The sequence below is a fragment of the Allobosea sp. P4_H5 genome (assembly GCF_056400825.1).
In genome coordinates, this window is record NZ_JBFUKM010000004.1 from 398,832 (window position 1) to 419,954 (window position 21,123).

19 protein-coding genes are annotated in these 21,123 nt (G+C 66.4%); 11 read left to right on the plus strand and 8 right to left on the minus strand.

The window, feature by feature from the left end; translation table 11 throughout:
* Nucleotides 1-58: 58 nt before the first annotated feature.
* The 4 genes from AC1DS0_RS11030 to AC1DS0_RS11045 all read left to right on the plus strand — a co-directional run bounded on the left by AC1DS0_RS11030 (nucleotide 59) and on the right by AC1DS0_RS11045 (nucleotide 4,010).
* Entirely contained in the window at nucleotides 59-688 is a 630-nt protein-coding gene (locus tag AC1DS0_RS11030) for a TRAP transporter small permease (RefSeq protein WP_476814381.1), read from the plus strand.
* Nucleotides 688-1,956 carry a TRAP transporter large permease gene (locus tag AC1DS0_RS11035; protein ID WP_476814382.1) on the plus strand — a complete coding sequence of 423 codons (1,269 nt, stop codon included), beginning with the start codon at nucleotides 688-690 and terminating at the stop codon, nucleotides 1,954-1,956. Before AC1DS0_RS11030 ends, AC1DS0_RS11035 begins: the two co-directional genes overlap by 1 nt.
* Nucleotides 1,957-1,989: 33 nt before the next feature.
* Complete coding sequence (locus AC1DS0_RS11040) at nucleotides 1,990-2,979, plus strand: TRAP transporter substrate-binding protein (protein ID WP_476814383.1); 990 nt, start codon at nucleotides 1,990-1,992, stop codon at nucleotides 2,977-2,979.
* A 74-nt stretch (nucleotides 2,980-3,053) separates the two neighbouring features.
* Nucleotides 3,054-4,010 (plus strand): dihydrodipicolinate synthase family protein, encoded by a 957-nt coding sequence (locus AC1DS0_RS11045; protein WP_476814384.1) that lies wholly within the window; start codon nucleotides 3,054-3,056, stop codon nucleotides 4,008-4,010.
* Nucleotides 4,011-4,128: 118 nt separating this feature from the next.
* Here AC1DS0_RS11045 and AC1DS0_RS11050 read toward each other — a convergent pair whose 3' ends face one another.
* The 5 genes from AC1DS0_RS11050 to AC1DS0_RS11070 all read right to left on the minus strand — a co-directional run bounded on the left by AC1DS0_RS11050 (nucleotide 4,129) and on the right by AC1DS0_RS11070 (nucleotide 10,174).
* Nucleotides 4,129-4,854, minus strand: coding sequence for a DUF1028 domain-containing protein (locus AC1DS0_RS11050; RefSeq protein WP_476814385.1), 726 nt, complete (start codon nucleotides 4,852-4,854; stop codon nucleotides 4,129-4,131).
* Between the two features lie 13 nt (nucleotides 4,855-4,867).
* The gene (locus tag AC1DS0_RS11055) at nucleotides 4,868-6,670 is read right to left on the minus strand and encodes a gamma-glutamyltransferase family protein (RefSeq protein WP_476814386.1); all 1,803 of its coding nucleotides are present in this window, start codon (nucleotides 6,668-6,670) and stop codon (nucleotides 4,868-4,870) included.
* Nucleotides 6,671-6,694: 24 nt separating this feature from the next.
* Complete coding sequence (locus AC1DS0_RS11060) at nucleotides 6,695-7,555, minus strand: ABC transporter permease (RefSeq protein WP_476814445.1); 861 nt, start codon at nucleotides 7,553-7,555, stop codon at nucleotides 6,695-6,697.
* A gap of 8 nt (nucleotides 7,556-7,563) precedes the next feature.
* Nucleotides 7,564-8,508 carry an ABC transporter permease gene (locus AC1DS0_RS11065; protein ID WP_476814387.1) on the minus strand — a complete coding sequence of 315 codons (945 nt, stop codon included), beginning with the start codon at nucleotides 8,506-8,508 and terminating at the stop codon, nucleotides 7,564-7,566.
* 160 nt (nucleotides 8,509-8,668) lie between these two features.
* Entirely contained in the window at nucleotides 8,669-10,174 is a 1,506-nt protein-coding gene (locus tag AC1DS0_RS11070) for an ABC transporter substrate-binding protein (protein ID WP_476814388.1), read from the minus strand.
* 352 nt (nucleotides 10,175-10,526) lie between these two features.
* Here AC1DS0_RS11070 and otnK point away from each other — a divergent pair, with 352 nt between their 5' ends.
* The 3 genes from otnK to AC1DS0_RS11085 all read left to right on the plus strand — a co-directional run bounded on the left by otnK (nucleotide 10,527) and on the right by AC1DS0_RS11085 (nucleotide 14,771).
* Nucleotides 10,527-11,792 (plus strand): 3-oxo-tetronate kinase, encoded by a 1,266-nt coding sequence (gene otnK, locus AC1DS0_RS11075; RefSeq protein WP_476814389.1) that lies wholly within the window; start codon nucleotides 10,527-10,529, stop codon nucleotides 11,790-11,792.
* An 83-nt stretch (nucleotides 11,793-11,875) separates the two neighbouring features.
* Entirely contained in the window at nucleotides 11,876-13,204 is a 1,329-nt protein-coding gene (locus AC1DS0_RS11080; protein ID WP_476814390.1) for a malonyl-CoA decarboxylase, read from the plus strand.
* 37 nt (nucleotides 13,205-13,241) lie between these two features.
* The gene (locus tag AC1DS0_RS11085) at nucleotides 13,242-14,771 is read left to right on the plus strand and encodes a malonate--CoA ligase (protein ID WP_476814391.1); all 1,530 of its coding nucleotides are present in this window, start codon (nucleotides 13,242-13,244) and stop codon (nucleotides 14,769-14,771) included.
* A gap of 112 nt (nucleotides 14,772-14,883) precedes the next feature.
* Here the strand turns inward: AC1DS0_RS11085 and AC1DS0_RS11090 are convergent, their stop codons facing one another.
* Together AC1DS0_RS11090 and AC1DS0_RS11095 are read right to left on the minus strand one after the other, a co-directional pair.
* Nucleotides 14,884-15,648, minus strand: coding sequence for an MBL fold metallo-hydrolase (locus tag AC1DS0_RS11090; RefSeq protein ID WP_476814392.1), 765 nt, complete (start codon nucleotides 15,646-15,648; stop codon nucleotides 14,884-14,886).
* Nucleotides 15,649-15,876: 228 nt separating this feature from the next.
* Complete coding sequence (locus AC1DS0_RS11095) at nucleotides 15,877-16,431, minus strand: NADPH-dependent FMN reductase (protein ID WP_476814393.1); 555 nt, start codon at nucleotides 16,429-16,431, stop codon at nucleotides 15,877-15,879.
* 75 nt (nucleotides 16,432-16,506) lie between these two features.
* Between AC1DS0_RS11095 and soxR the strand changes: the two genes are divergently transcribed.
* On the plus strand, nucleotides 16,507-16,968 hold the full coding sequence (gene soxR, locus AC1DS0_RS11100; RefSeq protein ID WP_476814394.1) for a redox-sensitive transcriptional activator SoxR: 462 nt from the start codon (nucleotides 16,507-16,509) through the stop codon (nucleotides 16,966-16,968).
* A gap of 225 nt (nucleotides 16,969-17,193) precedes the next feature.
* On the opposite strand, the gene AC1DS0_RS11105 is transcribed toward soxR, so the two are convergent.
* On the minus strand, nucleotides 17,194-17,994 hold the full coding sequence (locus AC1DS0_RS11105) for a creatininase family protein (RefSeq protein ID WP_476814395.1): 801 nt from the start codon (nucleotides 17,992-17,994) through the stop codon (nucleotides 17,194-17,196).
* Between the two features lie 285 nt (nucleotides 17,995-18,279).
* Between AC1DS0_RS11105 and AC1DS0_RS11110 the strand changes: the two genes are divergently transcribed.
* The 3 genes from AC1DS0_RS11110 (at nucleotide 18,280) to AC1DS0_RS11120 (ending at nucleotide 21,111) form a co-directional block, all read left to right on the plus strand.
* A complete protein-coding gene (locus AC1DS0_RS11110) occupies nucleotides 18,280-19,308 on the plus strand; it encodes an ABC transporter substrate-binding protein (RefSeq protein WP_476814396.1) in 1,029 nt (342 codons plus the stop codon).
* Between the two features lie 109 nt (nucleotides 19,309-19,417).
* Nucleotides 19,418-20,233, plus strand: coding sequence for an ABC transporter ATP-binding protein (locus AC1DS0_RS11115; RefSeq protein WP_476814397.1), 816 nt, complete (start codon nucleotides 19,418-19,420; stop codon nucleotides 20,231-20,233).
* Nucleotides 20,230-21,111, plus strand: a complete 882-nt coding sequence (locus tag AC1DS0_RS11120; RefSeq protein ID WP_476814398.1) for an ABC transporter permease — start codon at nucleotides 20,230-20,232, stop codon at nucleotides 21,109-21,111. Before AC1DS0_RS11115 ends, AC1DS0_RS11120 begins: the two co-directional genes overlap by 4 nt.
* Nucleotides 21,112-21,123 lie beyond the last annotated feature (12 nt).

The following is a 21,123-nucleotide window of genomic DNA, read 5'->3' on the forward strand; positions in this document are numbered from 1 at the left end:
GAACGCCATTGACATGTAGATTTTATACAATCTACAAAGCGGCAAGGGGAAGGCAAGAATGAACAACGAAGCTGTCGCGGCGAAAGGCCGCTCCATGGCCGTGCCGGAGGCGATCGTCGCTGTGTCCGGAGGCCTGCTCCGGGTCGAGCACCGCGCCATCCAGGCGCTGATGATCCTGCTCTCGGCGCTGATCCTGCTCAACGTCGTCACGCGCTATACTGGCTATCCGATCTACTGGATCGACGAATCAGCGGTTTACAGCGTCGTCTGGCTGACCTTCATCGGCGCCTCCGCGATGACCCGAATGCGGCTCGATTTCGCGGTGACCATGCTGACCGATCGCTTCTCGGAACGGGGGGCGGCGATCTTCCGGGTGATCGCAACGCTCGGCGTCATCCTGTTCGGCATTGCCCTCGGGGTGATGTGCTGGCTCTGGCTTGATCCGGTCGGCATCGCCCAGGCAGGCTTCGATGCCAGGGAATATGCCGGGCAGTCCTTCAACTTCATCTACACCGAGCGGACCCAGACCCTGAACTGGCCGACCTGGGTAATCTACCTGATCATGCCGCTCTTCGCCGCCACCATGACGCTGCATGCGCTGGCGAACCTGTTCGAGGATCTCGGCCTGGTCGCCAGGCAGGAGCTGCCCGGCTTCACGGCCGCCAATGCCGACGGGGTGGTGAACTGATGGCCATCACGATTGGAGCCTTCTTCGGAATCATGCTGGCCGGCGTGCCGATCGCGCTGTGCCTGTGCCTCGGCGCCCTCATTTACATGGCGGCGACGAGCAACATGCAGTTGCTGCCGAATTACCCGCTGCAAATGTTCGGCGGCGTCGACAGCTACGGGCTGATCGCGATCCCGCTCTTCATCCTGATCGGCGAGATCATGAATGGCGGCGGTATCACCCGCCGCATCGTCGACCTCGCCATGGCCTTCGTCGGCTCGCTCAAGGGCGGCCTGGCCTATGTCAACATCCTCGCCAACATGTTCGTTTCCTCGATCCTCGGCTCGGCGACGGCCCAGGTCGCGATCATGGCGCAGGTCATGGTCCCCGAGATGGAGCGCAAGGGCTACGACAAGGACTTCGCCGCCGGCCTCACCGCCTATGGCGGCATGCTCGGCCCGATCATCCCGCCTTCGGTGATGTTCGTCGTCTACGCCGTGCTGGCGCAGGTCTCGGTCAGCGACATGCTGATCACCGGCATCGTGCCGGGCGTGCTGCTGACGCTGCTGTTCTTCCTCGTCATCGCCGGCATGGGCTTCGTCTACAACTATCCGGCCGGCGACAAGCTCTCTTTGCGTGAGCGGGTCAAGATCGTGCTGGGCGCTGCGCCGACGCTGCTGATCCCGATCGTGATCGTCGGCTCAATCCTCGGCGGCTTCGCCAATGCGACGGAAGCGGCGGCGGTCGGCTCGGTCGCGGCGGCGCTGATCGGTTGCTACTGGACCAAGGAACTCAAATTCAAGCAGATGCCGCAGATGATGCTGCGGGCCGGCGTCTATTCGGCGATCGTGCTCTTCCTCGTCGCCGCTGCCGCCGTGTTCTCCTGGGTGCTGGTCTACGGCAAGGTCCCGCAGGCCGTCGCCGCCTCGATCCAGGCGATCGCCAAGGATCCGGTGACGTTCATGCTGCTGGTCAACGTCATCCTGCTGATCATCGGCACGGTGATCGACGGCATTCCCGGCCTGATCATGACGGTGCCGATCCTGCTGCCGATCGCGACCGAGGTCTACAATATCGACCCCCGCCATTTCGGTGTCGTCGTGGTGATCAATCTCGTGCTCGGCCTGCTCTCGCCGCCGGTCGGCCTGTGCTTCTTCGTCGCCGCCGCGGTGACCGGAGCCAAGCCCGGCAAGATGTTCCTGGTGACGCTGCCCTTCTTCATCATCTCCTGCGTCCTCCTGGTCTTGCTCTCGATCTACCCATGGCTGTCGCTGGTCCTGGTGAAGTGAGTTCGTCCGTCAACCAATAAGGGGAGTTCCGTCATGACCATTTCACGCCGTCATCTCATCGCCGCCGCCGCGACCCTGCCGATCGCCAAGCCGGCGCTGCTGCTCGCCCAGAGCAAGGAGCTGCGCCTTGGCATCCTGACCCCGAACGGCCATCCTTGGAACGTCGCGGCCGTCAAGGTCGGCGAGCGCCTGAAGGCCGAGACCAACGGCCGGTTGAATCTCACGGTCTTCCACTCCGGCCAGCTCGGAAACGAGGCGGCGATGCTGCAGCAGATGCAGTCCGGCGCGCTCGACATGGGCTGGATCATGGCCGCCGAGCTCGGCTCGCGCGTCCCGGCGATCGGCGCGATCACCGCGCCCTATATCGTCGACTCCACCGCCAAGATCGCCAAGCTGGTGCGTGACCCCGTCGCGATGAAGCTGTTCGACGTCCTGCCGCGCGAGACCGGTTGCGTCGGCATGGCCTGGGGCATCACCGGCATGCGCGCCGTCTTCGCCGCCAAGGAGATCGATGGCGTCGCCGGCATCAAGGGCATGAAGCTGCGCATCAACCCGACGCCGGTCTATCGCGACTTCTACCAGCTGCTCGGCGCCGCTCCGACGCCGATCCCGACGCCGCAGGTCTTCGACGCCATGACCAACGGCCAGGTCGACGGTCTCGAGGCCGATCTGGAGTTCTCCTGGAACCAGCGCTTCGACAAGGTCTCGAAGACCATCCTGCAGATGAACGCGATCTTCATGCCGGTGATCGCGCTCGCCTCGGGCCGCGTCTGGCAGGGCATGCCGGCCGCCGATCGCGAGCTGATCCAGAAGACGGTCCGGGCCGCGCTCGACGAGCAGATCGACGCGCTCGCCGTCAACGAGCCCAAGCTGGTCGAGCAGTTCAAGGCGGCCGGCGCCAACTTCAAGCTCGCCAATCCCAAGGACGCCGAGGCGGTCATCGCCGAGTTCGACAAGATCTGGCTGCCCAAGGCGCCGGTGCTGGCCGATCTGCGCAAGGCCGGCAAGGCGATCACGGCCTGATTTTTTTAGGCTATCATCATGGCTGCGGGCGAGAGGCCCGCAGCCGCATTTCCTCCCGTGAGCGGACCCCTGCCATGACCAAGAACATCTTCAGCGGCACCATCCCCGCTTTGATGAGCCCCTGCACCGCCGCGGGCGACGTCGACTACGCCGAGCTGGTGCGCACCGGCCGCCACCTGATCGACGCCGGCATGTCCGCGGTCGTCTATTGCGGCTCGATGGGCGACTGGCCGCTGCTCACCGACGAGCAGCGCATGGAGGGCGTCGAGGCCCTGGTGAAGGGCGGCATCCCGCTCATCGTCGGCACCGGCGCGCAGAACCCCAAGCGCGCCGCCGCACTCGCCGCCCATGCCAAGAAGGCCGGCGCGCAAGGGCTGATGGTCATCCCGCGTGTGCTCTCGCGCGGCTCCTCGTTGCAGGCCCAGCGCGCCCATTTCGAGGGCATCCTGGAAGCGGCGGTCGACCTGCCGTCGGTGATCTACAACAGCCCCTATTACGGCTACGAGACCAAGGCCGATCTCTTCTTCGCGCTGAATGCGCGCTTCCCGCATCTCGTCGGCTTCAAGGAGTTCGGCGGCGGCGCAGCGCTGACCTATGCGGCCGAGCACATCACCAACCGCGATCCCAAGCTGACCCTGATGGTCGGCGTCGACACGCAGGTCACGCACGGCTTCATCCGCTGCGGCGCCGGCGGCGCGATCACCGGCATCGGCAATGCCCTGCCCAAGGAGGTGCTGCACCTCGTCGCGCTTTCGCAGAAGGCCGCTGCGGGCGACCCGCAGGCCGAGCGTGATGCGCTCGAGCTGGAGCGGGCGCTCTATGTGCTCTCGTCCTTCGACGAGGGCGTCGACCTCGTGCTCTACTACAAGCACCTGATGGTGCTGGAGGGCCACAAGGCCTATGAGCGCCACTTCAACGACGCCGACAGGCTCTCCGACGCGCAGCGCAACTATGTCGAGACCGAATGGCGCCGCTTCAAGAGCTGGTACGCCAAGTGGGCGGCCGAGGGGCGGGCCGCCAAGGCGGCTTGAGATCAGCCGTCATTCTCGGGCGGCGCGCAGCGCCGACCCGAGAATCTCATGACGAGAAGGCACTGGTTTCCGAGATGCTCGGGTCAAGCCCGAGCATGACGATCGGCTCCGACGACCGTCACTCCGGATGCCGCGCATTCCACGCCGCGGCATATTCCGCGCACAGCCGATCGAGCTCGTCCCGGTCGGTGACGCCGGCCGGCCGCGCCCGTGAGGGCGAGGCCTGCTGGAACGGCACGGAGCGCTGATGCGCCACCCGCCAGATCCGGCGCAATTCGGCGAGCGGCTCGGCATGGTCGTCGACCCTGATGTCGAAGCTCGGCACCGGCTCGCTTGCCCAGATCCTGATCGCGCAGGATTGCCGGCCGCGCTTGTCGCCGCCGGCCTTCTCGCCGGCTTCGAGCGCCACCAGCAACCGTTCGTCGAAGTCGAGACCTGAGTTCTCGACATAAGCCTTCAGCGTCTCCTGGACGACCTCCGGCCCGGCCAGCATGTTGCCGGCGACCGAGACCTGCGGCCCGTTCACCGCCCCGCACCAGTCGATGCAGGCATTGCCGGTATAGGACGCGGTGCGGCCGTCGCGGTCGATCAGATGGAATTGCCGGTGTGCGCGGCCTTCATCGGCCGCGGTCAGATTGGCGATGATCTCGACCGAGGACCGCCCTTCCTGCAGTAGTCGGAGGCCGTCGACGCCGTAGAGCGGGTTGACGAAGGCCTGCGTCGCGATCGCGCCGACCCGGCCGCAGCCATAGGGCACGCGTGCGCCGACAGCGAAGGCGCAGGTCGAGACGGCGACGCCAAAGGCGCCGGTCGCGGCATCGCGAGCGACAATGGACCATGTCATGGAAGCAGGCCTCCTAGCGCCCGGCGGCGTAGGCCTGCATCAGACGTGGGGTCGCGGCCGCGCGCAAGAGGCCATCGGCGCTCTTCTCGGCAGCGGTCAGGCGCCCCACTGTCCAGGCCGGCGCCTTCTCCAGCTTGTGGCCCCGACGGGTGAGCTCGGCCAATGTCGCCTCGCCGACGCTCTCCTCGACAGTGAGATGCCCCGGCCGGGCTTCGCGCGGATAGAAGGTCGAGGGGAAGTGCTGGGTGTGGAACAGCGGCAGGTCGATCGCCTCCTGCAGGTTGAGGCCATGATGCACCCGGCGCAGGAACATGCCGAGCTGCCATTGCTCCTGCTGGTCGCCGCCCGGCGTGCCGAAAGCGAGGCGCGGCTCTCCGTTCTCGAAGGCGATCGTCGGGGTCAGCGTCGTGCGCGGGCGCTTGCCGGGCGCGAGCGAGGAGGGCAGGCCTTCTTCGAGGAAGAAGGCCTGGGCGCGCGAGTTCAGCGGGAAGCCGAGCTCCGGGATCACCGGCGAGGATTGCAGCCAGCCCCCCGAGGGCGTCGCCGCGACCATGTTGCCCCAGCGGTCGATCACGTCGATATGCACGGTGTCGCCACGCCGCGAGGAGGCGACCATCGAGGCCAAGGTCGGCTCGCCGACGGTCGCGCCACCCCTGGCACCATGCTGGCCGGCAATCCGGATATTGGCGAGCGCCTGCGCGACCTGGGCTTCGAAGCCGGCGACGGCGCCCGGGCGGATTTCGAGCGAGGCCTCGTTGCCGATCAGCTCGCGCCGGCCGCGGGCATAATCCTCCGACAACAGCGCCGCCAGCGGCACCTTCACGAAATCGGGGTCGCCGTAATAGGCCTCGCGATCGGCGAAGGCGAGCTTCATCGCCTCGGTGACGTGGTGGATGAACTCGGGGCTCGCCGGGCCCATCGCGGAGAGGTCGAAGCCCTCCAGGATCTTCAGCGTCTGCAGGAAGACCGGGCCCTGGCCCCAGGGGCCGATCTTGAACACCTCCCAGTCGTGATAGGTCACGCTCGCCGGCGCTTCGTAATGCGGCGTCCAGCCGGCCAGGTCCTGCGCGGTGAGCAAGCCCTTGTGACGCTGTCCGGTCGAATCCATCGGCGCTTCCGTCCGGCAGAAGGCGTCCATCGCCTCGGCGACGAAGCCCTTGTACCAGGCGTCATAAGCGGCCTGGATCTGCTTCTGCCGGTCGCCGCCGACGGCTTCCGCCTCGGCGAGGATGCGCTTGTAGGTCGCGGCCGCCGCCGGATTGCGGAAGAGTTCGCGGCCCTTTGGAACATTGCCGCCCGGAAGATAAACGGCGCCCGAGGTCGGCCATTCCCGGGTGAAAAGGTCGCTCAGGCCCGCGATCGTGTCCGAGACCCGCGGCAGCATCGGGTGGCCATTCTCGAAATAGCCGATCGCCGGCTCCAGCACCTCGCGCAGGGGCAGGCGGCCATGGTCGCGCAGCATCGTCATCCAGCCGCCGAAGGCGCCGGGGATCACGGTCGAGAGCAGGCCGTCGCCGGGGATGATGTCGATGCCGAGGTCTTTATAGGCCTTGATCGTCGCAGCCGCCGGCGCCGGTCCCTGGGCGCAGAGCACTTCGACCTTCTTGGTCTCGGCCGAATAGAACACGGCCGGCATGTCGCCGGCAGGGCCGACGAGATGCGGTTCGACCACCTGTAGCACGAAGGCGGCGGCGGCGCAGGCATCGAAAGCGTTGCCGCCCTTTTCCAGCATCGCCATGCCGGAGGCGGTCGCGAGCCAATGCGTCGAGGTGACGACGCCGAAGGTGCCGAGGATTTCGGGGCGGGTGGTGAACATGAGGAGGTTCCTTGGACAGGCAGGTCAGGATTCTTTGGGGTCGAGCGCGTCGCGCAGGCCGTCGCCGAGCAGGTTGAAGCCCAGGACCGCCAGGAAGATGGCGACGCCGGGCGCAACCGACATCCACGGCGCCTGCTCCATGAAGTTCTTGGCGACGTTGAGCATCTGGCCCCAGGACGGCGAGGGCGGCTGCTGGCCGAGGCCGAGGAAGGAGAGGGCGGCTTCGAGCACGATCGCCTGCGCCATGAACAGGGTCGACTGCACGATGATCGGCGAGAGCGTGTTCGGCGCAACATGGCGGAACAGGATGTAGAGCTTGCCGCCGCCGATGGCGCGGGCGCCGTCGACGAACTCCTCGTTCTTGATCGCCAGCACCTGTCCGCGCACCAGCCGGATCAGGATCGGCGCGAAGGAGAGACCGATCGCGATCATGGCATTGGTCAGCGACGGGCCGAGTACGGCCGCGAGCGCGATCGCCAGGATCAGGAAGGGGCAGGCGAGCAGCGCTTCGGTGACGCGCGAGATCACCGCATCGATCCAGCCGCCATACCAGCCGGCGATCAGGCCGATCGGCACGCCGACCACCAGCGCGATCGCGACCGAGATGATGCCGGCGAGCAGCGAGGCTTGTGCGCCGAAGATCAGCCGCGAAACCTGGTCGCGGCCGAGCTCGTCGGTGCCGAACCAGTAGAGCTCGGAGGGCGGCTTGCGGATGGCGAGGAAGTTCGACTTCAGCGGGTCGGCGAGCGGCAGCAGCGGCGCCAGCAGCGCCATCGCGACGAAGACGAGCACGATCAGGCCGCCGATCCGGGCCGAACGGCTGCGCATCAGCTTACGGAAGGAGCCGCGGCCCTGAAGGGTCGCACCAGTGGCGCGGACGGTCATGGCGCCCATCAGCCGTCCCTCAGGCGCGGATTGACGAGAATGTAGAGCACATCCGCGAGGAGGTTCATGACGATGAATCCGATCGCGGTGCAGAGCACGACGCCCTGGACGACGCCGTAGTCGCGGTTGAAGACCGCATCGACGATCAGCTTGCCGAAGCCGGGGATGGTGAAGACCTGCTCGGTCAGCACGGCGCCGGCGAGCAACTCGCCGAACAGGATCGTCGACAGGGTGATGATCGGCACCAACGCATTGCGCAGCGCGTGCCGGTTGATCACGGCGTCCTCGGCCAGCCCCTTGGCGCGCGCCGTCCGGACATAGTCGGATTGCAGCACTTCGAGCATGGCCGAGCGGGTATGGCGCATCAGCGAGGCGGCGAGGCCGCCGCCGAGGACGAAGGCCGGCATGATCATCCGTTCGATCGCGGCGCGCGGGTCGCTGAAGATCGATTCAAAGCCCGAGGCTGGCAGCCAGCGCAATTCGACGGAGACCAGCAGGACCAGCATGATCCCGAGCCAGAAATGCGGGACCGAGAGGCCGAACAGCGCGACTGCGCTCGCGGAATAGTCGGCGAGCGTGTCTTTACGCCTGGCAGCGATGATGCCGGCGGGGATGCCGATGCCGATCGCGATGAGCATCGAGGCGACCGCCAGCTGGAATGTGACGCCGAGCTTCTGGATGATCAGCCCGAGCACTGGCTCGCCGGTACGCAGCGAACGGCCGAAATCGCCCTGGATCACCTGGCCGAGCCAGGCGAAGAACTGCACCACGATCGGATCGTCCATCCGGTAGATCTCGCGCAGGCGCGCGATCACCTCGGGGTCGCGCTCCTCGCCGGCGATAACCAGGAACGGATCGCCCGGCAGCGCCCGCTGCAGGGCGAACACGAACAGCGACACCAGGAACAGTGTCGGGATCGCGATCACGAGGCGTCGGCCGATCAGGGCGAGCATGGCTGTCTTCTCCCTCCCCCCGCTTGCGGCGGGGAGGGGTGGGGTGGGGGGCGGTGCCGCTCGGCGAGGCGATTGAGGATGGAGCTCCGGCTTTCCGGCCCCCCATCCCTAACCCTTCCCCACCGCAAGCGGGGGGAAGGGGACAGGGCGCCGCCCGTGCTCACGACCGCTTCAGCCCCGAGAGCCGGATCATCCCGTCGGGATTGATCACGAAGCCCTGGATGTTGGAGCGCAGCGCGAAGAAGACGGTCTGGTTGTAGAGATAAACGATCGGCAGCTCGTCCTGCAGGATCTTCTGCGCCGCGTCGTAGCGCTTCTTGCGCTCGGCGACGTCGTAGATGGTGCGGGCTTCGTCGAGCAGCTTGTCGACCTCGGCGTTGGAATACTTGCCGTCGTTCTGGTTGCCCTTGGTCGTCACGAACGGATGGATGTTGCCATCGGGGTCGATGCGGCCGGACCAGCCGATCCGGCTCATCTGGAACTTGCCCTGCTGCTGGTCACGCAATTGGCTGGCGAACTCGCTCGAGCGGATCTGGATGTCGATGCCGGCTTCCTGGGCCATCGCCTGGATCACCTGGCCGAGCTGGGCGTCGACCGGGTTGTTGGTGACGAAGAGCTCGACCGAAACCTTGGCGACCCCGGCCTCCTTCAGCAGCGCCTTGGCCTTGGCGACGTCGCGCTCCGGCACGGGCAGGGCGGCGGAGAGATACTGGTTGCCCGGGTTGAAGGGCTGGTTCATCGGCGCATAGAGCCCCTCGAACACCACCTGGCTCAGCACTTTCCGGTCGATCGAGAGCGACAGCGCCTGCCGGACCCGCTTGTCCTTGCCCATCGGCTGGTTGGCGGCGTCGGTATGGTTCGTGTTGATGGTGATGCCCTGATAGCCGAGATTGGCGGTGCTCAGGACCTTCAGGTTCTTGTCGCCCTGGGCCGATTTCACATCCGTCGGTGCCAGCCGCTCCAGCATATCGAGCTCGCCGGCGCGCAGATTGGCGAGGCGAACCGTGGTGTCGGGAATGGCGCGGTAGACGATCCGGTCGAACTGGTACTTGTCCGCCTCCCAATGCCCCTTGAACTTCTCCAGCACGATCCGGTCGTTCTGGACGCGCTCGACGAACTGGTAGGGGCCGGAGCAGACCGGCTTGGCGGTGATGTCGGGGCCGAGGCTCTTGGGCGACAGCATCATCCCGGCGCGGTCGGTGAGCTGGGCCAGCAGCGTCGCATCGGGGCGCTTCAGCTTGAACACCAGCGTCGCCGGGTCCGGGGCGCTGACGCTTTCGACCGAGGCGAGCTCGGACTTCCGCAGCGAATCCGGCAGCGTCATCGCCCGCTCGATATTGGCCTTGGCCGCCTCGGCGTTGAAGGTCTCGCCGTCATGGAACTTGGCGTCGGTCCTGAGCTTCATCGTCAGCGTCAGACCGTCGCCTGAGAACGACCACTCGGTCGCCAGCCGCGGGGTGATCTTCAGCTCCGGATCGATGTCGACGAGCCGGTCGCACAGGCCCATGAAGACGATGCGGCCGACGAAGGTGCGCGCCTTGTGCGGATCGAGCATATCGGGGTCTTCTTGGAGACCAATCCGCAATGTCGATGGTGATTGGGCCTGGACCGGAAGTGCGGCGAGGCCGAGCAAGGCCGCCGAGGCCAGCAGAACGATACGCTTCATGGCTGTTCCCCTTATTGTTCTGTGTTGATGCTGGCCCGCTGAGTGGCGCTCCCGCGCTCTTCGGCGCTTGCGGGAGTTCCGCGGGTCATTCTGAGTTGGTCCCATTCGGTACCAAGCTGGCGCATTTTTCGGTGATCGTCGATAGGCTCGGCTTGCTCCAGCCGGGCGTTGCCGCGAACATTCCACGCCGCCGCGATTGGTGCAATGGATACAGTGTGACGATCGGATACCGCCGGTGCCCGCATGGCGGCAGGGCGACCAAGGTCTGTCGCCGCGCGCACGAATTCTGGTATGCAAGATTCCGTCGACTACGCGCGCATTCGAGGCGGCGCGGCACAGGAAAGGTCTAGTGATGCTGCTGGGTGTGATTGCCGACGACATGACGGGCGCGACCGACGTCGCCCTGATGCTGAACCGCGCCGGGATGCGTACGGTCCAGGTCATCGGCGCGCCCGCAGCCGGCGCCAGCCTCCCTGAGGCCGATGCTGTCGTCGTCGCGCTGAAGTCGCGCACCAACCCTGTCGCCGAGGCCGTGGCGGATTCGCTCGCTGCCTGCGAAGCGCTGCTGGCGGCCGGCGCGCGGCAGATCCTGTTCAAATACTGTTCGACCTTCGACTCGACCGCCAAGGGCAATATCGGCCCGGTGGCGGATGCGCTGATGCAGCGCCTAGGCGCCCATCAGGCGATCGTCTGCCCGGCTTTCCCGGCCAATGGCCGCTCGATCTTCCAGGGCTATCTCTTCGTCGGCGAGGTGCCGCTGCACGAGAGCTCGATGAAGGACCACCCGCTGACGCCGATGCGGGATTCGAACCTGATGCGTTTGATGGGCGCGCAGGCCGCCCACAAGGTCGGGCTCGCCTCCTATGCCGCCGTCAACCAGGGCGCGGCTGCCGTGCGCAAGCGCCTGGCTGAGCTGGCGGCGGATGGCGTGCGTTATGTCGTCACCGACGCGCTCGACAACGGCCATCTGATGGTGCTCGGCGAGGCCATTTCCGACCATGTCCTGCTCACCGGCGGCTCCGGCATCGCGATGGGCCTGCCCGAGAACTTCCGCAAGGCGGGGCTGTTGCCCTGGCGCGAGACCGCGACGCATCTCGCCGCGCCGGCCGGCCGCGCCGGCATCATCTCCGGCAGCTGCTCGGCCGCGACGCGCGGCCAGATCAAGGCGGCACTCGCAGCCGGCATTCCCGCGCTGAAGGTCGACCCACTGGCGCTGGCCGGTGGCGGGCAGACAGCGAAGGAGCTGGCGGACTGGGCCCTGGCTCAGCCGGCCGACAAGCCCTTTCTCGTCTACTCCAGCGACGATCCGGCGGAGGTCGCCTCGGTGCAGGACAAGCTCGGCCGCGAGAAGGCCGGCGAGATCGTCGAGCACGCTTTCGCCGAGGTCGCGCGTCTGCTGAACGCCGGCGGCGTCTCTCGCCTGCTCGTCGCCGGCGGCGAGACCTCCGGCGCGGTCGTGCAGGGCCTTGCCATCCGCACGTTGGAGATCGGCCCTGAGATCGATCCCGGCGTGCCCTGGACCCGCGTCGTCGACGGGCCGGATATGGTGGTGGCGCTGAAGTCGGGGAACTTCGGCGCGCCCGACTTCTTCCTCAAGGCCTGGGAGTTGTTGAAGTAGCGCGATCGTGTCGCGGCTGCCCGCGTTTGCACTGCGGCAAACTCGTATAGGATGGCGCTGACACCAAGCCTTTGGGGGTGCAGATGGCGTTTCTTGGCGATCTCCTGACCAGCGTCGCCGATCGTGGCCGGGCGCTGATCAATTTCGAGCGCTTCGCCTCGAACCGCCGGCGGCCGCTCGACAAACTCTGCGAGGACCTGCTCTCGGGCCGCGGCGAGGCCTCGGGCATGGCGCTGGCACAGGCCGTGCTGGAGGATTGGGAGCAGCTCGACGAGACTGGCCGGCTCGCCTTCTTCCGCCTGCTGCAGGAGCGCTTCGGCCCCGATCGCGAACGGCTTGACGCTGCGCTGCAGCATTATCGCGACAATCCCGATGCCGAGGCGATCGGCCAGCTCCATCTCGCCTCCGAGCCGCGTCGACAGGAGCTGTTCCGCCGGCTCAATCTCGCGCCCGGCGGCACACATGTGCTGGTGCGCATGCGCGAGAGCCTGTTCGAGGCGATGAAGCAGGAGCCGGAGCTCAAGGCGGTCGATGCCGACTTCCGGCACCTGTTCGGCTCCTGGTTCAATCGCGGCTTCCTCGTGCTGCGCCGCATCGACTGGACCACCCCGGCGAATGTGCTGGAGAAGATCATCCGCTACGAGGCGGTCCATGCCATCAAGGACTGGGACGATCTGCGCCGCCGGCTCGAGCCGGCCGACCGGCGCTGCTTCGCCTTCTTCCACCCGCAGCTGATCGACGAGCCGTTGATCTTCGTCGAGGTCGCGCTGACCCGCGAGAGCCCGAGCCGCATCGTCGACGTGCTGAGCGAGGACCGCGAGGTGCTGCCGGCCTCTTCGGCGACCACCGCGGTTTTCTATTCGATCTCGAATTGCCAGGAGGGCCTGCGCGGCATCTCCTTCGGCAATTTCCTGATCAAGCAGGTCGCCGAGGATCTGAAGCGCGAACTGCCCGGCCTCGACCTCTTCGTCACGCTCTCGCCGGTGCCGGGCTTCGCGCGCTGGCTCGGTCAGGAACTGGCGGAGCCCGCCGGGCTCGGCCTGACCAATGAGGAAGCGGCGTTGCTGCTCCAGGCGCCGGCCGAGGTCGCAAAACAGGACGAGGTCACCCGCGCGCGCCGCGACAAGCTGCTCGGCCAGATGATGGCGCAGTACATGCTGCGGGCGAGGACCTCCTCCGGCCGCGTGATCGATCCCGTCGCCCGCTTCCATCTCGGCAATGGCGCGCGGCTGGAGCGCATCAATGTCGGCGGCAATCTCTCCGACCGGGGCGAACGCGAGTCGCACGGCGTGATGGTCAATTACCGCTACGATCTCGACGACATCGAGACCAATCACGAGGCCTTCGCCAGCCGCAACACCGTGGTCGCTTCCTCCTCGGTGAAGAAGCAGCTGCGGCCGGCTACCAAGTGACCAAAGACAACGGAAACGCCTGAAAGGACCCGAAATCATGGGCAATCATCTGTTCGACCTGATCAAGGCCCGCATGCCGGCGCCGACCGCGCCCTTCGCGTTCCTCGATGACGGCCGGACCTATTCCTATGCCGACATGGTCGCGGTCTCCGCCCGCTTCGCCAATGCGCTGGTGGCGCTCGGCGTGAAGCCGGGCGACCGCGTCGCCGTCCAGGTCGAGAAGAGCATCGAGGCGCTGATGCTCTATCTCGGCACCGTCCGCGCGGGCGCGATCTTCCTGCCGCTCAACACTGCCTATACCCCGGCCGAGATCGAGTATTTCCTTGGCGATGCCGAGCCGGCCGTCTTCGTCTGCGATCCCGCCAAGGCGGAGGCGCTGAAGCCCTTCGCCGGGAAGGCGGGCGCAAAGCTGGAGACGCTCGGCGTCGGCGCCGGCAGTCTGCTCGACAAGGCCAATGCCGCCTCGGCCGAGTTCGCCGACGTCGCGCGCGGCGCCGATGATCTCGCTGCCATCCTCTACACCTCCGGCACGACGGGCCGCTCCAAGGGCGCCATGCTCAGCCATGACAACCTCGCCTCGAACGCGCTGGCGCTGGTCGACTACTGGCGCTTCACCAAGGCTGACGTGCTGCTGCACGCTTTGCCGATCTTCCACACCCACGGCCTCTTCGTCGCGACCAATGTGATCCTGTTCGCCGGCGCGGCGATGATCCTGCTGCCGAAGTTCGATCCGGAGCAGGTCTTCAAGTACCTGCCCAGGGCGACCAGCATGATGGGCGTGCCGACCTTCTATGTCCGCCTGCTGCAGGACCAGCGCCTGTCGAAGGAGGCGGTGAAGCACATGCGCCTCTTCGTCTCCGGCTCGGCGCCGCTGCTGGCCGAGACGCATCGCGAATGGCGCGAGCGCACCGGCCACGCCATCCTCGAGCGCTACGGCATGACCGAGACCAACATGAACACCTCGAACCCCTATGATGGGGAGCGGGTGGCGGGCACGGTCGGCTTACCGCTGCCGGGGGTGTCGGCGCGCGTCACCGATCCGGAGAGCGGCAAGGAGCTCGCCCGCGACGAGATCGGCATGATCGAGGTCAAGGGCCCCAACGTCTTCAAGGGCTATTGGCGCAATCCCGAGAAGACGGCGGCCGAATTCCGGCCCGATGGCTTCTTCATCACCGGCGACCTCGGCAAGATCGATCCCGCCGGCTATGTCCATATCGTCGGGCGCGGCAAGGACCTGATCATCACCGGCGGCTATAACGTCTATCCCAAGGAGGTCGAGGCCGAGATCGACGAGATGCCGGGCGTGATCGAGAGCGCCGTGATCGGTTGCCCGCACCCTGATTTCGGCGAGGGCGTCACCGCCGTGGTGGTGGCGAAGGCCGGCTCCGACATCTCCGCTGCTGGCATCGCCAAGGCGCTCGAGCAACGCCTCGCCAAGTTCAAACTGCCCAAGCAGGTCTTCATCGTCGCCGACCTGCCGCGCAACACCATGGGCAAGGTCCAGAAGAACCTGCTGCGCGAGAGTTACAAGGACATCTACGCCAAGCAGCTCAAGGCGGGGGAGTAAGGGCGAAGCCCGTCATTGCGAGGAGCGTAGCGACGAAGCAATCCAGAGGCCGCGGAGCTCTACGTCTCCCTGGATTGCTTCGCTTCGCTCGCAATGACGGAATCGTTCCGCTTTAGGCCTGCACCGGCGCCTTCAATTCGATCGTCTCGCCATCGGCCGGGATCAGTAGCCGGTCGCGGCCGATGCCGCGGGCCTCGGCCGCCTCGCGCAGCGCCTGCCGGCTGACGCTGGCATGGTCGAGCGCTTCCATATGGGTCGCGACGATCACCGCCTGCGGTGCCTGCTCGGCGAGATCGAGCGTCTGCTGCGCATCCATCACAATCAGCGTGCCGTCCCAGAGCGCGCCGCAGGAATGGGTGACGATCACATCGGGCTCGGCCTTGGCGACAGCCTCCTGCAACGGCGGATAGAGCACGCTGTCGCCGCACCAGTAGACTGAAGGTTCGCCCGGCGCTTCCAGCGTCAAGCCCATCACCTTGCCCATCACCTCGACGACCGGTCCGGTGCCATGCTGGGCCGGCTGCGACTTGACCACGATCGGCCCGATCCGGATGAAGCATTCGAGCGGCTCGACATTGCTGAAGCCGGCTGCCCGGATCGCGTCCTCGTTGCCGGGCTGGCAGATCAGCGGGATATCCTTCGGGATCCTGGTCTTGGCGACCTCGTCGAAATGGTCGGCATGCAGATGCGAGACGATGACGTGGTCGACGCCGGCGAGGATGTCCTCGATCGGTTCGGGCAGGTCGACCATCGGGTTCTGCGACTTGCCGGCGATCGAGCGGCGGCTGAGCTTCTCGCCGAAATCGGGATCGATCAGCAGGGTCTTGCCGGCATAGCTCAACTTGAGCAGGGCGTTGCGCAGGAGTTTGAGCTGCATGGCGGCTCCGCAGTGGGAGGGATCGGTTTGCCCGATCCTTCGCCGGATGCCGCCGCCGCGACCAGTTCGAATTTGTGAAGCAAACTGCATCGCGGCGTTAGGGTGCTGAGGTTTCGGGGAAATTTTTCACCCTCAGCCTTCCTGAGATTGAATTCGCCTCCGACAAGCTGCTGACACGAGAAGATTCCTGCGAGCAAACCACCGTGCTTTTTCGGGGCGCGATGCAGCTCAGGCGGCGAACTGGCCATAGGGCACGGTATTGCGGGCGGTCCTGAGCGCACTCGCCCACCAGTGCAATTGCCCGAGCATAGTCGCCATCGCCCGTTCGGCACGATCGGCATCGCGCAGGCCGCCGGTTCCGTCGAACTGGTCCCAGGCATTGGCGAAGCAGACGCCGTCGCGGATCGTCGCCGCGTGCAATTCGGCGAAGACGAGGCGCAGTTGCTCGACGGCGCGCAAGCCGCCCGAGACCCCGCCATAGGAGACGAAGGCGATCGGCTTGCCGCGCCATTGTGCGCCGGTTCCGTCGATCAGCGCCTTCAGCGGGGCGGGGAAGCTGCGATTGTATTCGGGCGTGACCACGATGAAGGCGTCGGCTCGGCCAAGCCGCTCTGTCTGCTCGGCGAGATCATGGGCGCCGGGGTCGACGCTCTCGACGGAGAAGGGGCCGTCGCCCTCGATCTGCGCGATCGTCCAGCCGGCGACCTTGGTACACAGGCGCCCCTGGCGGGTGCTGCCATAGATCACGGCAACCTTGATCTGGGGGATGAGCGGGCGATGCATGGGAGGGCTCCAGAGGGCTGGCGGTGCAGCGGAGCGATCTCTATAAGACCTCAAGTAAGGTTAAGGTCAAGCGTCATGAAGCACCCAGCCCGCAATCCCTTCGCCGACGATCTCAGCGTTGGCCAGGTCGCGAGCCGCAGCGGCATCGCCGTCTCCGCGCTGCACTTCTACGAGGCCGAAGGGCTGATCCGTAGCCGCCGCAACGCCGGCAACCAGCGCCGCTATCCGCGCGAGGTGCTGCGCCGCGTCGCCATCATCAAGGTGGCGCAGCGCACCGGCATACCCTTGAAGACCATCCGCGAGGCCTTCAAGGCACTGCCGCAGGAGCGGACGCCGACGGCCGAGGACTGGAGCCGGCTCTCGGCGGCCTGGAAGGAGGAGCTGGAGCACCGCATCGACCGGCTGACGCGGCTACGCGACCACCTCACTGACTGCATCGGTTGCGGCTGCCTCTCGGTGAAGAGTTGCCCGCTGCACAATCCCTGGGACGAGCTCGGCAAGCAGGGGGCCGGGCCGAGATTGCTCGATCCGGATTGAGGCCCGGCCGTCTTTCCGGGGTGACGCGAAGCGTCTATCCCGGAACCCATGAACACGACGCTGTTCCAGTTCGTCATGCTCGCCCTTGTGGCGAGCATCCACGTCTTGAACACCACTCTCGAAAAACAGAGACGTGGATGGTCGGGACAAGCCCGACCATGACGAAGAAATGCGGTGTTCATGGGTTCCGGGCTCAGGCCTGCGGCCTGCCCCGGAAAGACGGGCTCACCCCGCCTTGTGCAGCTTCGCCAGCGGGAAGCGCGCGACATCCGCCAGCAGCTCGACGAAGCCTGCGACCTGGAACTCGGCCGTCGCTTTGCCCTTCTCGGCCGTGGCAAGGCTGGCATCGCCCGCTGCACCGGACGGATGAACGTCCTGTGCCATCCAGGCGAAGGGATGGGCGCCGGTCGGCCGCAGCCATTTGTAGCCTTCATCGGCCATCTCGACGGTCCGCGGTACGAAGCGGCCGGCCTTGCTCATGTCGACGAGGTCGGGCCGGAAATGCAGCATCAGCGAGGTCTCGATGTCGCCGGCATGGATGCCATGTTTGGCGTCCATCTCGCCATAGAGCTCCGGCGGCAGGCCGAAATTGCTCCAGGAGGTCGAGACTGCGAACATGCCCTGGCTGACGCGCAGTTCGCGCGCTACCACCTTCATCGGGTCGACATTGCCGCCATGCGAGGTGACGAGTACGAGCTTGCGCAGGTCGGCGCGCTTCACGCTCTCGCCGATCTCGATCCAGCTGCGGATCGCGCTCTCCCAAGAGATGGTCAGCGTGCCCGGCGAGTGCAGGTGCTCGTTCGACTTGCAGATCGCCTGGGTCGGCAGCACCAGCACGTCGAGCTCGGCCGGGACCTGCGGCATCGCCAATGCCAGCATCGCGTTCATCACGGTGGTGTCGACCGACACAGGCAGGTGCGGCCCGTGCTGCTCGATCGCGGCGAGCGGCAGTACGGCGATGGTCGCCTCGGGCGAGAGGCCGGCGAACTCGGTGGTCTTCAGGTCGCCCCAGAAGCGTGCGGTCATGGTCTCGAGGTCTCGTCGATCAGGCTGCGGGCCGGCCCCGCGATTCGCGCCTGCTGCCTCACGGCGACAGGACTGCCCAGCATAGTGGCGGGAGATGACGAGGGAAGGGCTGATGGCACGCGCATGCCATGCGGGCTGGAGCCTCGCCGGCAAAGCCTGTCTGTGCGAAAGCCGGCCACGACGCATTTCCAGCGGCCCACAGGCCGTGGCATACAAGCGGCTTGCCGGGCGCAGAGTTCGCGCGGTTCGGCGACAGGTTCGCGACATGATGGAGGGGGTTCGGCCATGACGATGAAATATCGCCTCGACCGGCGCGCTGCGCTCGGCCTGCTCGGTGGCTCGGCCGCCTCGGTGCTGATCCCGGTGCCGGGTGCGCGCGTCAACGCGCAGACCCTCGACAAGGTCAGCTACCAGACCAACTGGCGCGCCCAGACCGAGCATGGCGGCTTCTATCTCGCCGCCGCCAACGGCATCTACAAGAAGTACGGGCTCGACGTCGACATCCGCCCCGGCGGCCCGCAGCAGAACCCGACCCAGCTCCTGCTCGGCGGCCGCGTCGACATGATCATGGGTAATTCGCTGGAGGCGCTGAGCTTCGCGCAGGAGAACCTGCCCTTCCTCTGCATCGCCTCGATCTTCCAGAAGGACCCGCAGGTCCTGATCTCGCATCCCGGCCAGGGCAACGACTCGCTCGCCGCCCTCAAGGACAAGCCGATCCTGATCGCGGCCCAGGCCCGTGTCGGCTTCTGGCCGTTCCTGAAGCTGAAATTCGGCTTCCGCGACGAGCAGATCCGGCCCTACACCTTCAACATGGCGCCGTTCCTGGCCGACAAGAAGCTGACCCAGCAGGGCTTTCTGTCCTCCGAGCCCTTCGTCATCCGCAAGGCCGGCGTCGAGCCGGTCGTCCATCTCCTCGCCGATGCCGGCTTCGAGAACTACAACACGACCATCACGATCTCCCGCAAGATGGTGCAGGAGAAGAAGGAGGTCGTGCAGCGCTTCGTCGATGCGACGGCCGAAGGCTGGGCTGAGTACATGAAAGGCGGCCCGAACATCGCCGCCGCCAACGCCCGGATCCTGAAGGACAATCCCGACATGGATCAGGAGAAGATCGACTACGCGCTCAAGGTGATGAACGACAACGGCATCGTCACCTCGGGCGATGCGAAGACGCTCGGCATCGGTGCCATGACGGATGCGCGCTGGGCGAGCTTCGCCAAGACCATGACCGAGGCCGGCGTCATCCCTGCAGGCGTCGACGTGAAAAAGGCCTACAGCTTGGAGTTCATCAACAAGGGCGTCGGCAAGCCCTGAAGACCGTCATGCTCGGGCTTGCCCCGAGCATCTATCGCCGGAAATTCTCGGGTCTGCGCTGCGTTCAGCCCGGGAGTGACGGCCTTTCACACAACGGATCATCAGGCCTTTGGACACAGCCTATCTGAGCACACATCCGGCGGCGGGCGAGGCGAGCGGGGCTCCGCTCGTCTCGATCCGGCGGGTCTCCAAGCAGTTCGCCAACGGCACCATCGCCGTGCGCGACGTCGATCTCGATCTCGGCACCGGCGAGTTCATCAGCCTGCTCGGCCCTTCCGGCTGCGGCAAGTCGACCCTGCTGCGCATGATTGCCAGACTGGGCAGCCCGTCCACCGGCACGATCACCTGGCCCGGCGCCGGCCAAGGCAGTGAAGGCAAGGCCGAGCGCGATCTCGGCTTCGTCTTCCAGGACCCGACGCTGATGCCCTGGGCCAACGCCCTCTCCAACGTCATGCTGCCGCTGGTCCTGAAGCATGTGCCCAAGCAGGAGGCGCAGGAGCGCGCGGCCGAGATGCTGGCGCTGGTCGGTCTCAAGGGCTTCGAGACATCCTACCCACGCGAGCTTTCCGGCGGCATGAAGATGCGGGTCTCGATCGCCCGTGCGCTGGTGATGCGCCCGAAGATCCTCCTGATGGACGAGCCCTTCGCCGCGCTCGACGAGATCACCCGCCACCGCCTCAACGACGACCTCCTGAACCTGTGGTGGCGCGAGCGCTTCACCGCCGTCTTCGTCACGCATTCGGTCTTCGAATCCGTCTATCTCTCCCAGCGCATCGTGGTGATGGCGGCGCGGCCCGGCCGCGTCATGGCCGACCTCGACGTCTCCGCGCCTTATCCGCGCGACGAATTGTTCCGGACCTCGGCCGAATACGCCCATCTCTGCCGGCTCGCCTCCGGCAAGCTCAAGGAGGCGATCGGCGCATGAGTTCTCCGTCCTCCACGACCGCCATGCCGCACGACGGCACCGATGCAGAGGCCCGCCCGCTTGCCGTCGCCGAACCGTCCATCCTCGGCCTGCCGGCGAGCTTCTGGCCGCGCATCCTCGCGCCGATCGCCGTAGGCATCCTGGTGCTCGGGCTCTGGGAGTTCGCCGTGCGCTGGAACGAGGTGCCGTCCTATGTGCTGCCCGGGCCGCTCCTGGTCGGCCAGACCTTGGTCGCCGACTGGGGCACGCTTTCGACTTCGCTATGGGTCACCTTGCGCATCACTTTCATGGCGCTGGCGGCGGCGGTGATCGTCGGCGTCGCGCTCGCCGTGCTGTTCACTCAGTCGAAATGGCTGGAGATGGCGCTGCTGCCCTATGCCGTGATCCTGCAGGTGACGCCGATCGTCGCGATCGCGCCGCTGATCATCATCTGGGCCGGCGACATCAATCTGTCGCTGCTGATCTGTGCCTGGATCGTCGCCTTCTTCCCGATCCTGTCGAACACCATCCTCGGGCTGAATTCGGCCGACCACAACCTGATCAACTTTTTCCAGCTGCATGGCGCGACACGTTGGCAGACGCTGCGCTACCTCAAATTGCCGGCGGCGCTGCCATACTTCCTCGCGGGTCTCAAGATCTCAGGTGGGCTCGCGCTGATCGGCGCGGTCGTCGCCGAGTTCGTGGCCGGGACGGGCGGCTCGGAATCGGGGCTGGCCTATCGCATCCTCGAGGCCGGCTACCAGCTCAAGATCCCGCGCGTCTTCGCGGCGCTGCTGATGATCTCGCTCTCGGGCATCGCCATCTTCCTGGCGACCAGCCTGATCTCGCATCTCCTGCTGCGGCGCTGGCACGAGAGCGCGCTGAAGCGCGAGAACTGAGCGCGAGAAGAA